This window comes from Micromonospora sp. CPCC 206061, assembly GCF_036906915.1.
GTDB lineage: Bacteria > Actinomycetota > Actinomycetes > Mycobacteriales > Micromonosporaceae > Phytohabitans.
On sequence record NZ_JBAKHX010000060.1, the window covers coordinates 39,948 to 51,878 of the forward strand.

Here is an 11,931-nt window from a genome sequence, read left to right on the forward strand (position 1 = left end):
GGTCAGCCTACTTACCGGAGACGCCGACAATGCGCCGGAGCAACGCCTCCTGGAGATTGACGAGAGGCTGGTTGTCGGACGACCGGCGGCGCGTCCAGGTGCCGTCCGGGTGCAGCTCGAACGACTCGGTCTCGTCGCTCATCGAGAGGGCCAGGACCCTGTCGAGTTCGGCGCGCGCCTCCGGATCGGTGACCTGCACCAGCGCCTCGACGCGGCGGTCGAGGTTGCGGTGCATGAGGTCTGCCGAGCCGATCCAGAATTCCGTGGATCCGTTGTTGCCGAAGCGGAAGACCCGGGAGTGCTCAAGGAACCGGCCGAGGATCGACCGCACGCGGATGTTGTCGGACAGCCCTGGTACGCCCGGCCGCAGCGTGCACATGCCCCGGATCATGAGGTCGACTTGCACGCCGGCCTGGGAGGCACGGTACAGCGCGTCGGTGACGCCCTCGTCGACGAGCGAGTTCACCTTGATCTGCACCAGGCCCTGCCCACCGGCCCGGGTGTGTTCGATTTCGCGCTCGATCCGTTCGATGATGCCGCTGCGCACGCCGTGCGGCGCGGCCAGCAGTCGCCGGTACGCGGTCTGCCGGCTGTAGCCGGTGAGTACGTTGAACAGGTCGGTGACGTCGGCGCCCACCTCGGGGTCGGCCGTGAGCATCCCGTAGTCCTCGTACAGCCTGGCGGTCTTCGGGTGGTAGTTGCCGGTGCCGATGTGGCAGTACCGCCGGATCTGGTTGCCCTCCTGGCGCACCACGAGCGCGGTCTTGCAGTGCGTCTTGAGGCCCACGAGGCCGTACACGACGTGGCAGCCGGCGCGCTCCAGGGTGCGTGCCCAGCCGATGTTGGCCTGCTCGTCGAAGCGGGCCTTGACCTCGACCAGCACCACCACCTGTTTGCCCGCGGCGGCCGCCTCGACGAGCGCGTCGACGATCGGGGAGTCGCCGCTGGTGCGGTACAGGGTCTGCTTGATGGCGAGGACGTTCGGGTCGGCGGCGGCCTGCTCGATGAAGCGCTGCACGCTCGTCGAGAACGAGTGGTACGGGTGGTGCACGAGCACGTCGCCGTCTCGCAGGGTCGCGAAGACGCTTCGCGGCACCTCGCCCTCGACGAAGCGCGGGTGGGTGGCGGGCACGAACGGCCGCTCCTTGAGCGTGGGCCGGTCGACCTCCCCGTACACCTGCCACAGCGACGACAGGTCGAGCAGGCTCGGCACACGCAGCACGTCGTGGCTGTCCATGTCGAGCTCGTGTACGAGTTTGTCGAGCATCTGGTCGGAGATCGACGACGCGACCTCCAGCCGCACCGGCGGGCCGAAGCGGCGCTGCGCCAGCTCGCGCTCGAGGGCCTGGAGCAGGTCTTCGTCGCGGTCCTCGTCGACCTCGAAGTCGGCGTTGCGGGTGACGCGGAAGAGGTGGCACTCGACCACCTGCATGCCCGAGAAGAGCTGGCTCAAGTGGTTGGAGATGAGCTCTTCGATCGGCAGGAACCGGTATCGCCGGCCGCTGCTCTCCACCACCACGAAGCGCGGCACGTTGTTGGGGACCTTGACCCGGGCGAACAGTTCGGGGCCGCCGTCGGGGTCGCGTACGGCCACGGCGAGGTTGAGCGATCGGCTGGAGATGTAGGGGAACGGGTGCGCCACGTCGACCGCGAGCGGCGTGAGGACGGGGAACACGACCTCACGGAAGTAGATGCGCAGCCGTTCCTGCTCAGGCACTTCGAGCTCGTGCCACCGCATGAACTGGATGTCTTCCGCGGCGAGCTTCGGCATCACCTCGTCGGCGAAGCAGGCGGAGTGGCGCGCGACGAGGTGCGCAGTGCGTTCTCCGATCAGCTCCAACTGGGTGCGCAGTGGGAGCTGATCGCCGCCGCGCACCGGCAGGCCGGCCTGGAGGCGCCGCTTGAGGCCGGCGACCCGCACCATGTAGAACTCGTCGAGGTTGCTGGCGAAGATGGCGAGAAACTTGGCGCGTTCCAGCAGCGGGGTGTCTGGATCCTCGGCCAGCGCGAGCACCCGCGCGTTGAAGTCCAGCCAGGACAGCTCGCGGTTCAGAAACCGGTCTTCGGGAAGCATGTCGGCCTCGTCGGGGCTTTCGTCCATGGTTTCTGTGGTGCCCTCGTCCGCGCGAACGAATCGCCCGTCGGGCCCGCGCTGTGGCTCAGGGGAGGCCGTGGCTCGGCGCTGCTGCGGCGTGCGTCGGGCTGGCATGGTGCTCACCGCATTATCATCACCCGATGAGGGTTAACGTGAGGTGAACTCAGTCCGCAAACGTGGGCAAGGTTACCTGTGTTACCTGCCCTGATTCGTTCATCTCGATGCGTAGGCGTTGGCCGAGGCGGAGCAGGCGGAGCCCGGAGGCGTCGAACGCCTCGCGGGGGAAGGCCAGCTCGGTGCCGTCATCCAGCAGCACAGTCCCGGACCGCGTCTGCGGGTCGTAGGTCGCGACAGTTCCTTGCATGAATGCCTCCGGTTAGCGCCTCAGTCTCTGGTCCCAGTCCGAGCAGGGCCGCGACCGCCAGGTCGGCCGCGGTGTCCACGTCGCGGCGCAGCGTCGGCCAGTGCCCTGCCATCGGTAGCGCGCCGGAGCGCCGGTGGGCCTCCGCCGAGCCGACACCGAAACGCGGGTCGAGTGCCGTGCCGGGCGGCGCCGCCAGCAGTACGGTGCCGGTGCCCGGCGCGTCCGCGACGAAGCTTCTGGCCCGACCGGCGTTTGTGGCCGCGGCGCTGAGCGCCGCGGCCAGCTCTTCGGGCCGCAGCGCCGGCAGGTCCGCGGCGAGTGCGGCCACGGGGCGTCCGGCCCCGGCCGCGGCGGCGCCATGTGCGAAAGCGGCGTTCAGCCCATCGCGGGGATCATCGGGTACGACTCGTGCGCCGAGCCTCGCCAGTGCCCGCCCCACGGTGGGGTCGTCTGTCACGGCGACCACCTCGGCGACCGGCGGGCAGGCCAGTGCGGCACGTGCGGTGTCCTGCGCCAGGGCGAGCGCGAGTGACTCGTGAGGCACTCCGGGCAGCGCGCCCCGCAGCCGGCTCTTGGCCACGTGGAGCCGCTTGACCGGCAGCACCACCGCCCACGTCGCCTCGTCCACACCGCAATCCTGCCAGCCGCCACCGACGGCGGCGGAACCGTGGCGGAACGGCGGATGTAGCCGGACCCGCTGTCAGCAGGCATGATTTCGCTGCGGGCGTCCGGCGGGCGACGCTGGCTGGTGGGAGCGAGGAGGGGCCGTGGTGCGGACGGCGCGGCGCAGATTGGGGCTTTTGCGCCGATTAATTGTCATTCTCGTGAAGACGGTCCTGACCCCGATGACCAAGCGCACGTGGACCGGTCTGGAGCACATCCCGGCCACCGGCGGCGTCATCCTCGCGCCCAATCACCTGTCACACGCCGACCCGATCGTCTGCGCGCACTTCGTCTACGACGCCGGCCGCTGGCCCCGCTTCCTCGGCAAGGCGAGCGTCTTCAAGGTCCCGGTGGTCGGCAAGATCATCCTGCGGGCGCAGCAGATCCCGGTCGAGCGCGGCTCGCTCGACGCGGCCAAGTCGCTCGACGCCCTCACCGAGGCCCTCCAGGAGGGCGGCGCGGTGATCATCTACCCGGAGGGTACGACCACCCGAGAGCCGGATCTGTGGCCGATGCGGGGCAAGACCGGCGCGGCGCGGCTCGCACTCGCCACCGGCGCTCCGGTCATCCCGATGGCCATGTGGGGCCCGCAGACCTTTTTCGACCCGCGCACCAAAAGGATCCGCATCCGCCCGCGTACCCCGATCGCGATCGCCGCCGGGCCGGCGGTCGACTTCAGCAAGTGGGCCGGCGCGGAACCGACCCGGGCCGTGCTCGACGAGATGACAGACGAGATCATGCTGCGGGTCCGCGACCTGCTCGGCGAGATCCGGCAGGAGACGCCGCCCCCGTTGTGGGCGCCTGTGAAGGGAGAAAAGGCATCATGACAGAGCCAGCCGGCGCTCACCTCCGCTTGCGAGGGTCATGCGCCCCAAAGCCTCCCTGTAGCCGGCAGTCGCTACGGCTCGTGTCGGCCGCGGGAGGCGGCGCATGACAACGGCCGCGGTTCTCGGTGCCGGTTCCTGGGGTACCGCGTTCGCGAAGGTGCTCGCCGACGCGGGTACCGACGTGACGATCTGGGCGCGCCGCGAGTCGCTGGCCGCCGCCATCCGGTCATACGGCACCAACCCCGACTATCTGCCGGCGGTACGGCTGCCGGAGCGGGTCACCGCCACCTCCGACGCGGGCAAGGCGATCGCCGGCGCCGACCTCGTGGTGCTGGCGGTGCCGTCGCAGACGCTGCGCGGCAACCTCGCCGACTGGGCCTCCTTCCTCGAACCGGACGCCACGCTCGTCTCGCTCATGAAGGGCATCGAGCTGGGCACGCTCAAACGGATGAGCGAGGTGATCATCGAGACCGCGGGGGTGTCCGCCGAGCGGGTCGCCGTGGTCTCCGGGCCCAACCTGGCGGCCGAGATCGCCGGTGAGCAGCCGGCGGCCACCGTGGTCGCGTGCGTCGACATGACGCGCGCGACGCTCGTGCAGCGCGCTATCACCACGCCGTACTTCCGGCCGTACACCAACGACGACGTGGTGGGCGCCGAGCTGGGTGGTGCGGTCAAGAACGTGATCGCCCTCGCGTACGGCATGGCGACCGCGATGCGGCTCGGCGACAACACCAAGGCAACGCTCATCACCCGTGGGCTCGCGGAGACCGCCCGGCTGGGCGTGGCACTGGGCGCCGACCCGATGACGTTCGCCGGCCTGGCCGGACTCGGCGACCTCGTCGCCACGTGCTCCTCCCCACTGTCTCGCAACCGCACGTTCGGCGAGCACCTCGGGCGGGGCGAGACGCTGGAGCAGGCGCAGGCGGCCACCCGCCAGACCGCCGAGGGCGTCAAGAGCTGTCTGTCCATCCGTGACCTGGCCCGTTCGCACAATGTGGACATGCCGATCACCGAGCAGGTCGAGCGGGTCTGCCACGAGGGCCTCGACCCGCGCGTCGCGCTCACCGCGCTGATGAGCCGGGAGACGAAGCCGGAATGACCTTTGGCGACGGCACGAGATGTGTCCATGCTGGACTGCCCGAACCGGTGCCGGGGCAGCCCTTCCTTCCCGGTCCGGTGTTCGCCGCGCCGTACCATCTCGACCCGGTCACCGGCCCGGCCTCCGCACCCGACGGGTACGGCCGGCCGGACAACCCGACCCGGCGAGCGCTGGAAGCCGCCATCGGCGAGCTGGAAGGTGGCGACTGCCGGGCGTTCGCGACCGGGCAGGCTGCCATCACGGCGGTGTTGATGTCGGTGCTGCGTCCCGGCGACACCGTGCTTCTGCCCAGCGACGGCTACTACACCGTGCGCTCGTTCGCCGCGTCCACTCTGGAGCAGCTCGGCGTGCGCGTCGGGTACGCGCCCACCGCCGGGCCGTACCCGTCCTTCGACGGCGTACGCCTGGTCCTGCTGGAGACGCCCGCGAACCCTGGCCTGGACGTGTGCGACGTGACGGCGCTGTCGGTGGCGGCGCACGAGGCGGGCGCTCTCGTCGCCGTCGACAACACCACCGCCACCCCGCTCGGCCAGCGCCCGCTCGACCTCGGCGCGGACATCGCCGTCGCCTCCGGCACCAAGGCGCTGACCGGCCACTCCGACATGCTGCTCGGGTACGCCGCCACCCGCTCCGCCGACCTGCTGGGCCGGATCACCACGTGGCGTTCGCACACCGGTGCGATTCCGGGCGCCTTCGACGCCTGGCTCGCACACCGCTCGCTGGCCACATTGGACCTCCGGCTGGCTCGCCAGTCAGCCAACGCGGCGGCCGTTGCGCAGGCGCTGGCCGCCCGGTCCGATGTGGAGCGGGTACGGTGGCCCGGCCTGCCCGACGACCCCTCGTACGAGGTGGCCGCCCAGCAGATGCGGCGGATCCCCGGTGTGGTGTCCTTCGACCTCGGCAGCGCCGAGCGGGTGGGCCAGTTCCTGACCGCGTCGAAGCTCGTGTTCGCGGCGACGTCGTTCGGCGGCCTGCACACGACGGCCGACCGGCGCGCCCAGTGGGGCGACGACACACCGCCGGGCTTCGTCCGCCTCTCCTGCGGCATCGAGGACGCCGCCGACCTGGTAGCCGACCTCGCGGCCGCCCTCGACACCGCCCCGGCGTAGCCGTCAGGCGGCGCGGTCGAGGGCGTCGAGGACGTGGGTGCGCAGGTCGTCGAGGCTCAGCCCCGCGTCGGTCAGCACCCTGGCGGCCAGCCCTTCGCCCTCGCGGATCAGCCCCAGCAGGATGTGCTCGGTGCCGATGTACGAGTGCTTGAGGTGCAGCGCCTCCCGCAGCGCAAGCTCCAGCACCTTCTTGGCGCGCGGCGTGAAGGGGATGTGCCCCGGCGAGCCGCCGTGCGCCTGGCGCGGCTGCCGGCGGAAGAGCCCGCGGCGGGGCTCCTCGCACACGTGCGGCTGGTCCAGCGCGCCCTCGCCGAAGGTCTCCTCGATCTTCGAGCGGATCGCGTCGAGGTCGATGCCGATCGAGCGGAGCGCGTCGGCGTCGGCCTGACCCAGCGGGTCGGTACCGGTGCTCACCTGCGCCCGCACATCGGCGCGTACCTGCTCGGGATGGACCCCGGCGTCGCGCAGAACCGCGGACGCGATGCCGCCGTCGTCGCGCAGCAGCGCGAGCAGCAGGTGCTCGGTGCCGATGTGCCGATGCCGAAGCTCCCGCGCCTCGGTCTGGGCACCCGTCACCACATCGCGCGCCGGCTTGGTGAACCGCTCGAACATCACGCCTCCCGCCGCGTGCTGGCCGGCCGGCGGCCGGCGTGCTTCTTGTGTACTCCCTGCCTGGTGACCTCGAGCGCGTCCGCGATCTCCTGCCACGACCAGCCCTGCCGCCGCGCGTTGTCGACCTGGAGCGTCTCCAGGCTCTCCAGCAGGCGGCGCAGCGCCAGGACGGCGCGCAGACCGACCCGGGGATCGGTGCTGCCTGCCGCCGCGGCCAGCTCGGTTGCCTCGCTCATGTTGTCAACCTACGTTGACACGATGGGTTTGTCAACTCTGGTTGACAGCTTACAGGGGTTTCACAGGACCCCCGCCTACCCTTTGAGCGAAGGAGGAGTTCATGGGGCGTCACCTGAAAGCGATGATCTACTCGATCCTGGTGGCCAAGCTCGGTCGCCTCTTGGGTCGGCACCACCGCCACGGCCACCGCGGCTACTACGGTCACGGCCACCCAGGGCACGGCTACCCGCCGCACCCCGGCCACTACGGATACCACGGCCACTACCGCTTCCGTGGCCACTACAAGAAGTTCCGTGGTCACTACAAGAAGCGCCGGCGCCACTTCTGGTGACGGCACCCCGCGGACCCTCGCGTACCAGCGCGGAGCGCGCGCACGCAGAGTAGGGTCACCCGGGTGAGCAGCCCACGTAAGACTCGCGTGGCCGTCGTCTTCGGCGGCCGTAGCACCGAGCACGCCATCTCGGCAGTCAGCGCCGGCAGCATCCTCGCCGCACTCGACCCGGATGAGTACGAGGTGGTGCCGGTCGGCATCACCCGCTCCGGGCAGTGGGTTCTCACCAGTGGCGACCCGGCCCAGCTCGCGATCGCCGACCGGCGCCTGCCGGAGATCACCACAGACGCCGGCACGGCCGTCGTCCTGCCTGCCGACCCCACCGAGCGCAGCCTCGTGGTGCTCGACCCGACCGCGGGACCGCGGGTGCTGGCCGAGGTCGACGTCGTCTTTCCGGCGCTGCACGGCAAGTACGGCGAAGACGGCACCATCCAGGGGCTGCTGGAGATGGCCGGCATCCCGTACGTCGGCGCGAACGTCTTCGCCTCCGCCGCCGCCATGGACAAGGAGTTCACGAAGAAGCTGGCAGCGGCCGAGGGCATCCCGGTCGGGCCGTACGCGGTCCTGCGCGCCGGCGTGACGCTCGCCGAGGAAGACAAGGAGCGGCTCGGCCTGCCGGTCTTCGTCAAGCCGTCCCGTGCCGGCTCGTCACACGGCATCACCAAGGTCACCGATTGGGCCGACCTCGAATCCGCCGTCGCCACCGCCCGCCAGATCGACCAGAAGGTGCTGGTCGAGGCCGCCATCGTCGGCCGTGAGATCGAGTGCGGCGTGCTGGAGGGCGAGGCCGGCGGGGCACCTGAGGCGTCGCTGCTGGCCGAGGTGCGCGTCTCCGGTCACGACTTCTACGACTTCGAGGCCAAGTATCTCGACGGATCGTGCGAGTACGACATCCCGGCCGACCTGCCCGAGCGGGTCACCCGGCAGGTCCAGGAGTACGCGACGCGCACGTTCACCGCGCTCGACTGCGCGGGGCTCGGCCGGGTCGACTTCTTCGTCACGCCCGAGCTCGACGTCTACCTCAACGAGATCAACACGATGCCGGGCTTCACGCCGACGTCGATGTTTCCCCGGATGTGGGCCGCCACCGGTCTCGAGTACCCGAAGCTGGTGAGCAGGCTTATCCGCACCGCGCTCCGACGGTCTTAGGCGCAACCACTGGGGGCGTCGGGCCGCGACGGCACCGTGGCGACGATCGCGTCGGAGAACGCGATGGCCTTCTGCCCCGGTGGGTCGTACGCCTTCGGGACCGTCACCCGCACCGGCACCTCGCGGTCCACAGTGGTCCACACGGTGGCCTCGTCGCCCGCGGTCTGGTACCAGCACACCTGGTCGAGGTCGAACAACTCGGCGGTGGGCGGCACCCGCGCCGCCGGCACGCCGCAGGCCACCGTCACGGCCGGGTCGCCGTATGCCGCGTTCTGCTCAGCGCCGGCTGTCACCGGGCGCTGCGCCATGCCCTGCACGGTCGCGGGCAGGCGGGACAGCAGGGCCCGGCATACCGTCGCGGCGCGCTCCGGCAGGGCGGGCGCGGCCATCTCCACCGGCGTGGTGGAGGTGGGACTCGGTGCGGTGGCCGACGGAGTGGGCCGCGCGACGGGATCGGGCTGTGCCGCCCGGATCGCGAGAACGGCGACGAGCGCGGTGATGGGCAGCGCCACCGCCGTTGCCCACAGCGCCGCCTGCCGGGTGGTCCTGTCCACCTATAAGTGCACCACCGAACACGTCAACGTACGAGTAATACCGGGAACCATCTGTACCTTACTGACGATCATCTTGCCGAGCTCGTCGACCGTATGTGCTTCTGTGAGCACGACCACGTCGTACGGGCCGGTCACCGCGTCGACCCGCACCACTCCCGGAACATCATTGATCGCCGCGGCCACGTCACGCGCTTTTCCGACCTCGGTCTGGATGAGGATGTATGCCTGGACCACGATCCGACTCCCCTCCGCCGCAGCCAGCGGCTCGAACGTGAAACTACCGTACGGAACAGGCCCTATTCATGACGGTGCCGAGGGAGGCGTAAGTGAGTGTGGCGAGAAGCGGTGAGTTCGGCCTGATCGCCCGGGTCACCGCGCGCCTACCCGTCGGGCCGTCCACGCTGCTCGGCCCCGGTGACGACGCGGCCGTGGTCGCCGCCAAGGACGGCCGGGTGGTCGCCTCGACCGACGTGCTCGTCGAAGGCCGGCACTTCCGGCGCGATTGGTCGACCCCACAGGACGTGGGCCACCGCGCCGCGGCGGCCAACCTCGCCGACATCGCAGCCATGGGCGCGGTGCCGACCGCGCTGCTGGTCGCGCTCTGCGTGCCGCCGGGTTTGGACGCCCGCTGGGCCGAGGAGCTCGCCGACGGGCTCGGCGCCGAGGCGGCCAGAGTGCGCGCCAGCGTCGTCGGCGGCGACATGTCCGCGAGCCCCACGCTCATGATCGCGGTCACCGCGCTCGGCGACCTGGAGGGCCGGGCGCCCGTCCTGCGCAGCGGGGCACGGCCAGGCGACGTGGTCGCCGTCGCCGGCCGCTGCGGGTACGCGGCGGCGGGTTACACGGTACTGTCGCGCGGCTTCCGCACACCCAAACTCCTCGTGGAGGCGTACCGGCGCCCGGAGGTGCCCTACGCGTGCGGTCCCGAGGCGGCGCGGCTCGGCGCTACGGCCATGATCGACGTGTCGGACGGTCTGCTGGCCGACCTCGGGCACGTCGCGGTAGCCAGCGGGGTCGCCATGGACGTGCGGCGGGACGTGTTCGAGATACCGCGGCAGATGCGGGACGCGGCGCACGCGCTCGGCACCGACCCGTACACGTGGGTGCTGGGCGGGGGCGACGACCACGCGCTTGCCGCGACGTTCCCGGCCGGGCTGACGCTGCCGGAGTGGTGGCGGGTAGTGGGCGAGGTCCGCGACGGCACCGGGGTGACCGTGGACGGAAAGCCGTACAAGGGGTCGCCCGGCTGGCAGCACTTCTAGCACCCGGGAACATGGCCGCGGGCGGATGGCAAGAAAGGGCATGACGACGCCGGCGCCGACCTCCGGGATGATCGAGCCGGCTGATCTCGCGGGGATGTTCGACCGGTACGCGCGTGACCTGCTCCGGTACTGCACACGGCGGGTCGGGGAACAGGTCGCCGAAGACGTGGTGGCCGAGACGTTCCTCGTCGCGTACGAGCAACGCGACCGGTACGACGCCGAACGGGGTGGCCTGCTGCCCTGGCTGTATGTAAGTGTGACCTGCTGCTCAGTTCGGAGCTGCGGGCGGCGCTGCTGGAGGCGTTCACTTCGCTGCGGGGCATCACGTCGTCTGAGGTCACGGTCGACAAGCGTCGCCTCGTGGCGATCCGCCACACCCAGCGGGCAGCGGCGACGAGATCCTCTTCGACCCGGCCAGCGACCCGGCCGGCGAGGGCGATGGTGGCGTTGACGCGGGGCGGGCCGTGGGGCGGCGCAGCGTCAACGTCGACAGCATCCTGAGGCTGGACCCAGCGTCGCCGGTGCGGCTCGATCCCGGCGTCGGATACCAGGCCATCTGGACGCAGAAGGTGGTCGGCGCCCTGTTCGCCACCTCCTGACCTTTTCACCACGCACAGATGTAGCCGCCGGGTCGTCGACCCGGCGGCTCCTGTCGTTTTGTGGGTGGTTTGGTGTCGCGCCTCAGGCGCGGACGACCTTGCCAGCCTTGATGCACGAGGTGCAGACCTGCATCTTGCGGGTCGTGCCGCCACCGGCCGGGGTGCGCACCGTCTGGATGTTCGGGTTCCAGCGACGGTTGGTCCGCCGGTGCGAGTGGGACACGTTGTGGCCGAAGCCCGGCCCCTTGCCACAGACGTCGCACACGCTAGCCACGGGATACTCCTGGGATTGTCGATCGTGAGGTCGCCACCGGACGCAGCCCGGGCAACCTGACCAGGGTACCCGATCCCCCCGCCCGTTTCCCAACCCCCTCCTCCCCGGCCTCCCCCCCGGCCTTCTCCCGTCGATCAAGGGCGAACGCACGTGGTTCGATCTCCGATCCATGTGCATTTGCCCTTGATCGACGGACATCTCCTTGATCGGCGACCGTGCGGCGGAGCGGGCGTGGCGACACGGCCGCCTACGCCGTCGGCGAGGGCCGCGGCCGGCGAGCTCTGCGGGTGAGCGCCGGCGAGCTGACGCACGCCGGCGCGGCCGGCTACCGAGCCGAACCTGCCGGGCGCTATTTGAGCCATAGCTCGGCAAGTTCGGCGGGCAGCAGGGGTGCGCGGGCGCGGGCGCGGGCCGGTGGCGCGGCTTGACGGTGGCCAGGCAGGGCGCGTCCGCGTCTCGTACCCCGCGCCGCGAGCGCGGCGCGTCCGCGTCTCGTACTCCGCGCCGCGAGCGCGGCGCGCTCGCGGCGCACCGTGGCTGCGGGCTTGGGCGCTGCGGGCTTGGGGTGCGGCGGGCTTGGGTGCGGTGTCCGCAGCCGGCGCGGCCGGCGCGATGTGCGGTCCTCGATCAAGGGCATTCGCGTCGATCAAGGGCAAATGCACGCGGAAATGAGATCAAAGCACGTGCATTTGCCCTGAGACGAAACTCGGCCCAGCCACGTGTGCGGCAGCGTCCCGGCGGAGCCGGGACTTCGGG

The 11,931-nt window shown here is 70.9% G+C and carries 14 protein-coding genes and 1 pseudogene; 8 read left to right on the forward strand and 7 right to left on the reverse strand.

All coding sequences use genetic code 11. From position 1 onward, the window contains the following. Positions 1 to 7 precede the first annotated feature (7 nt). A complete protein-coding gene (locus tag V6V89_RS29925; protein ID WP_442935245.1) occupies positions 8 to 2,101 on the reverse strand; it encodes an RNA degradosome polyphosphate kinase in 2,094 nt (697 codons plus the stop codon). Between the two features lie 296 nt (positions 2,102 to 2,397). Beyond that, positions 2,398 to 3,087, reverse strand: a complete 690-nt coding sequence (gene cofC, locus V6V89_RS29935) for a 2-phospho-L-lactate guanylyltransferase (RefSeq protein WP_334622832.1) — start codon at positions 3,085 to 3,087, stop codon at positions 2,398 to 2,400. A 163-nt stretch (positions 3,088 to 3,250) separates the two neighbouring features. Here cofC and V6V89_RS29940 point away from each other — a divergent pair, with 163 nt between their 5' ends. The 3 genes from V6V89_RS29940 (at position 3,251) to V6V89_RS29950 (ending at position 6,157) form a co-directional block, all read left to right on the forward strand. Further along, positions 3,251 to 3,949 (forward strand): lysophospholipid acyltransferase family protein, encoded by a 699-nt coding sequence (locus tag V6V89_RS29940; protein ID WP_442935247.1) that lies wholly within the window; start codon positions 3,251 to 3,253, stop codon positions 3,947 to 3,949. 103 nt (positions 3,950 to 4,052) lie between these two features. Further along, positions 4,053 to 5,048: an NAD(P)H-dependent glycerol-3-phosphate dehydrogenase gene (locus V6V89_RS29945; protein ID WP_334622834.1), complete on the forward strand. Its 996-nt coding sequence runs from the start codon at positions 4,053 to 4,055 to the stop codon at positions 5,046 to 5,048. Further along, positions 5,045 to 6,157, forward strand: coding sequence for a cystathionine gamma-lyase (locus tag V6V89_RS29950; protein ID WP_334622835.1), 1,113 nt, complete (start codon positions 5,045 to 5,047; stop codon positions 6,155 to 6,157). The genes V6V89_RS29945 and V6V89_RS29950 overlap by 4 nt, the downstream gene beginning before the upstream one ends. 18 nt (positions 6,158 to 6,175) lie before the next feature. Here the strand turns inward: V6V89_RS29950 and V6V89_RS29955 are convergent. Both V6V89_RS29955 and V6V89_RS29965 read right to left on the reverse strand, forming a co-directional pair. Further along, positions 6,176 to 6,769, reverse strand: a pseudogene (locus V6V89_RS29955) (Clp protease N-terminal domain-containing protein); the annotation flags it as partial. Beyond that, positions 6,769 to 7,005, reverse strand: coding sequence for a helix-turn-helix domain-containing protein (locus V6V89_RS29965; protein ID WP_334622836.1), 237 nt, complete (start codon positions 7,003 to 7,005; stop codon positions 6,769 to 6,771). The gene V6V89_RS29965 and the pseudogene V6V89_RS29955, both read right to left, overlap by 1 nt. A 101-nt stretch (positions 7,006 to 7,106) precedes the next feature. Here V6V89_RS29965 and V6V89_RS29970 point away from each other — a divergent pair, with 101 nt between their 5' ends. Both V6V89_RS29970 and V6V89_RS29975 read left to right on the forward strand, forming a co-directional pair. Further along, positions 7,107 to 7,337, forward strand: a complete 231-nt coding sequence (locus V6V89_RS29970; protein WP_334622837.1) for a hypothetical protein — start codon at positions 7,107 to 7,109, stop codon at positions 7,335 to 7,337. A gap of 63 nt (positions 7,338 to 7,400) precedes the next feature. Beyond that, a complete protein-coding gene (locus V6V89_RS29975; protein WP_334622838.1) occupies positions 7,401 to 8,486 on the forward strand; it encodes a D-alanine--D-alanine ligase family protein in 1,086 nt (361 codons plus the stop codon). Here V6V89_RS29975 and V6V89_RS29980 read toward each other — a convergent pair. Both V6V89_RS29980 and V6V89_RS29985 read right to left on the reverse strand, forming a co-directional pair. Further along, complete coding sequence (locus V6V89_RS29980; protein ID WP_334622839.1) at positions 8,483 to 9,040, reverse strand: DUF3515 domain-containing protein; 558 nt, start codon at positions 9,038 to 9,040, stop codon at positions 8,483 to 8,485. The two genes, V6V89_RS29975 and V6V89_RS29980, sit on opposite strands and share 4 nt — an antisense overlap. Beyond that, positions 9,041 to 9,274: an Lrp/AsnC ligand binding domain-containing protein gene (locus tag V6V89_RS29985; RefSeq protein WP_265253164.1), complete on the reverse strand. Its 234-nt coding sequence runs from the start codon at positions 9,272 to 9,274 to the stop codon at positions 9,041 to 9,043. It abuts the gene before it with no gap. 92 nt (positions 9,275 to 9,366) lie between these two features. Here V6V89_RS29985 and V6V89_RS29990 point away from each other — a divergent pair, with 92 nt between their 5' ends. The 3 genes from V6V89_RS29990 (at position 9,367) to V6V89_RS29995 (ending at position 10,901) form a co-directional block, all read left to right on the forward strand. After that, positions 9,367 to 10,302 (forward strand): thiamine-phosphate kinase, encoded by a 936-nt coding sequence (locus V6V89_RS29990; RefSeq protein WP_334622840.1) that lies wholly within the window; start codon positions 9,367 to 9,369, stop codon positions 10,300 to 10,302. 94 nt (positions 10,303 to 10,396) lie between these two features. Further along, a complete protein-coding gene (locus V6V89_RS41880) occupies positions 10,397 to 10,753 on the forward strand; it encodes an RNA polymerase sigma factor (RefSeq protein ID WP_442935248.1) in 357 nt (118 codons plus the stop codon). A gap of 13 nt (positions 10,754 to 10,766) precedes the next feature. Further along, positions 10,767 to 10,901: a hypothetical protein gene (locus tag V6V89_RS29995; RefSeq protein WP_334622841.1), complete on the forward strand. Its 135-nt coding sequence runs from the start codon at positions 10,767 to 10,769 to the stop codon at positions 10,899 to 10,901. Positions 10,902 to 10,983: 82 nt separating this feature from the next. On the opposite strand, the gene rpmB is transcribed toward V6V89_RS29995, so the two are convergent. After that, entirely contained in the window at positions 10,984 to 11,175 is a 192-nt protein-coding gene (rpmB, locus tag V6V89_RS30000; RefSeq protein WP_265255297.1) for a 50S ribosomal protein L28, read from the reverse strand. Between the last annotated feature and the right edge of the window lie 756 nt (positions 11,176 to 11,931).

What these genes read in the sequence shown, in the direction of transcription:
- V6V89_RS29925 (WP_442935245.1), bottom strand. Translation starts at nt 2,101, where the DNA reads ATGGACGAAAGCCCCGACGAGGCCGACATGCTTCCCGAAGACCGGTTT.
- V6V89_RS29945 (WP_334622834.1), top strand. Translation starts at nt 4,053, where the DNA reads ATGACAACGGCCGCGGTTCTCGGTGCCGGTTCCTGGGGTACCGCGTTC.
- V6V89_RS29950 (WP_334622835.1), top strand. Translation starts at nt 5,045, where the DNA reads ATGACCTTTGGCGACGGCACGAGATGTGTCCATGCTGGACTGCCCGAA.
- V6V89_RS29965 (WP_334622836.1), bottom strand. Translation starts at nt 7,005, where the DNA reads ATGAGCGAGGCAACCGAGCTGGCCGCGGCGGCAGGCAGCACCGATCCC.
- V6V89_RS29970 (WP_334622837.1), top strand. Translation starts at nt 7,107, where the DNA reads ATGGGGCGTCACCTGAAAGCGATGATCTACTCGATCCTGGTGGCCAAG.
- V6V89_RS41880 (WP_442935248.1), top strand. Translation starts at nt 10,397, where the DNA reads ATGTTCGACCGGTACGCGCGTGACCTGCTCCGGTACTGCACACGGCGG.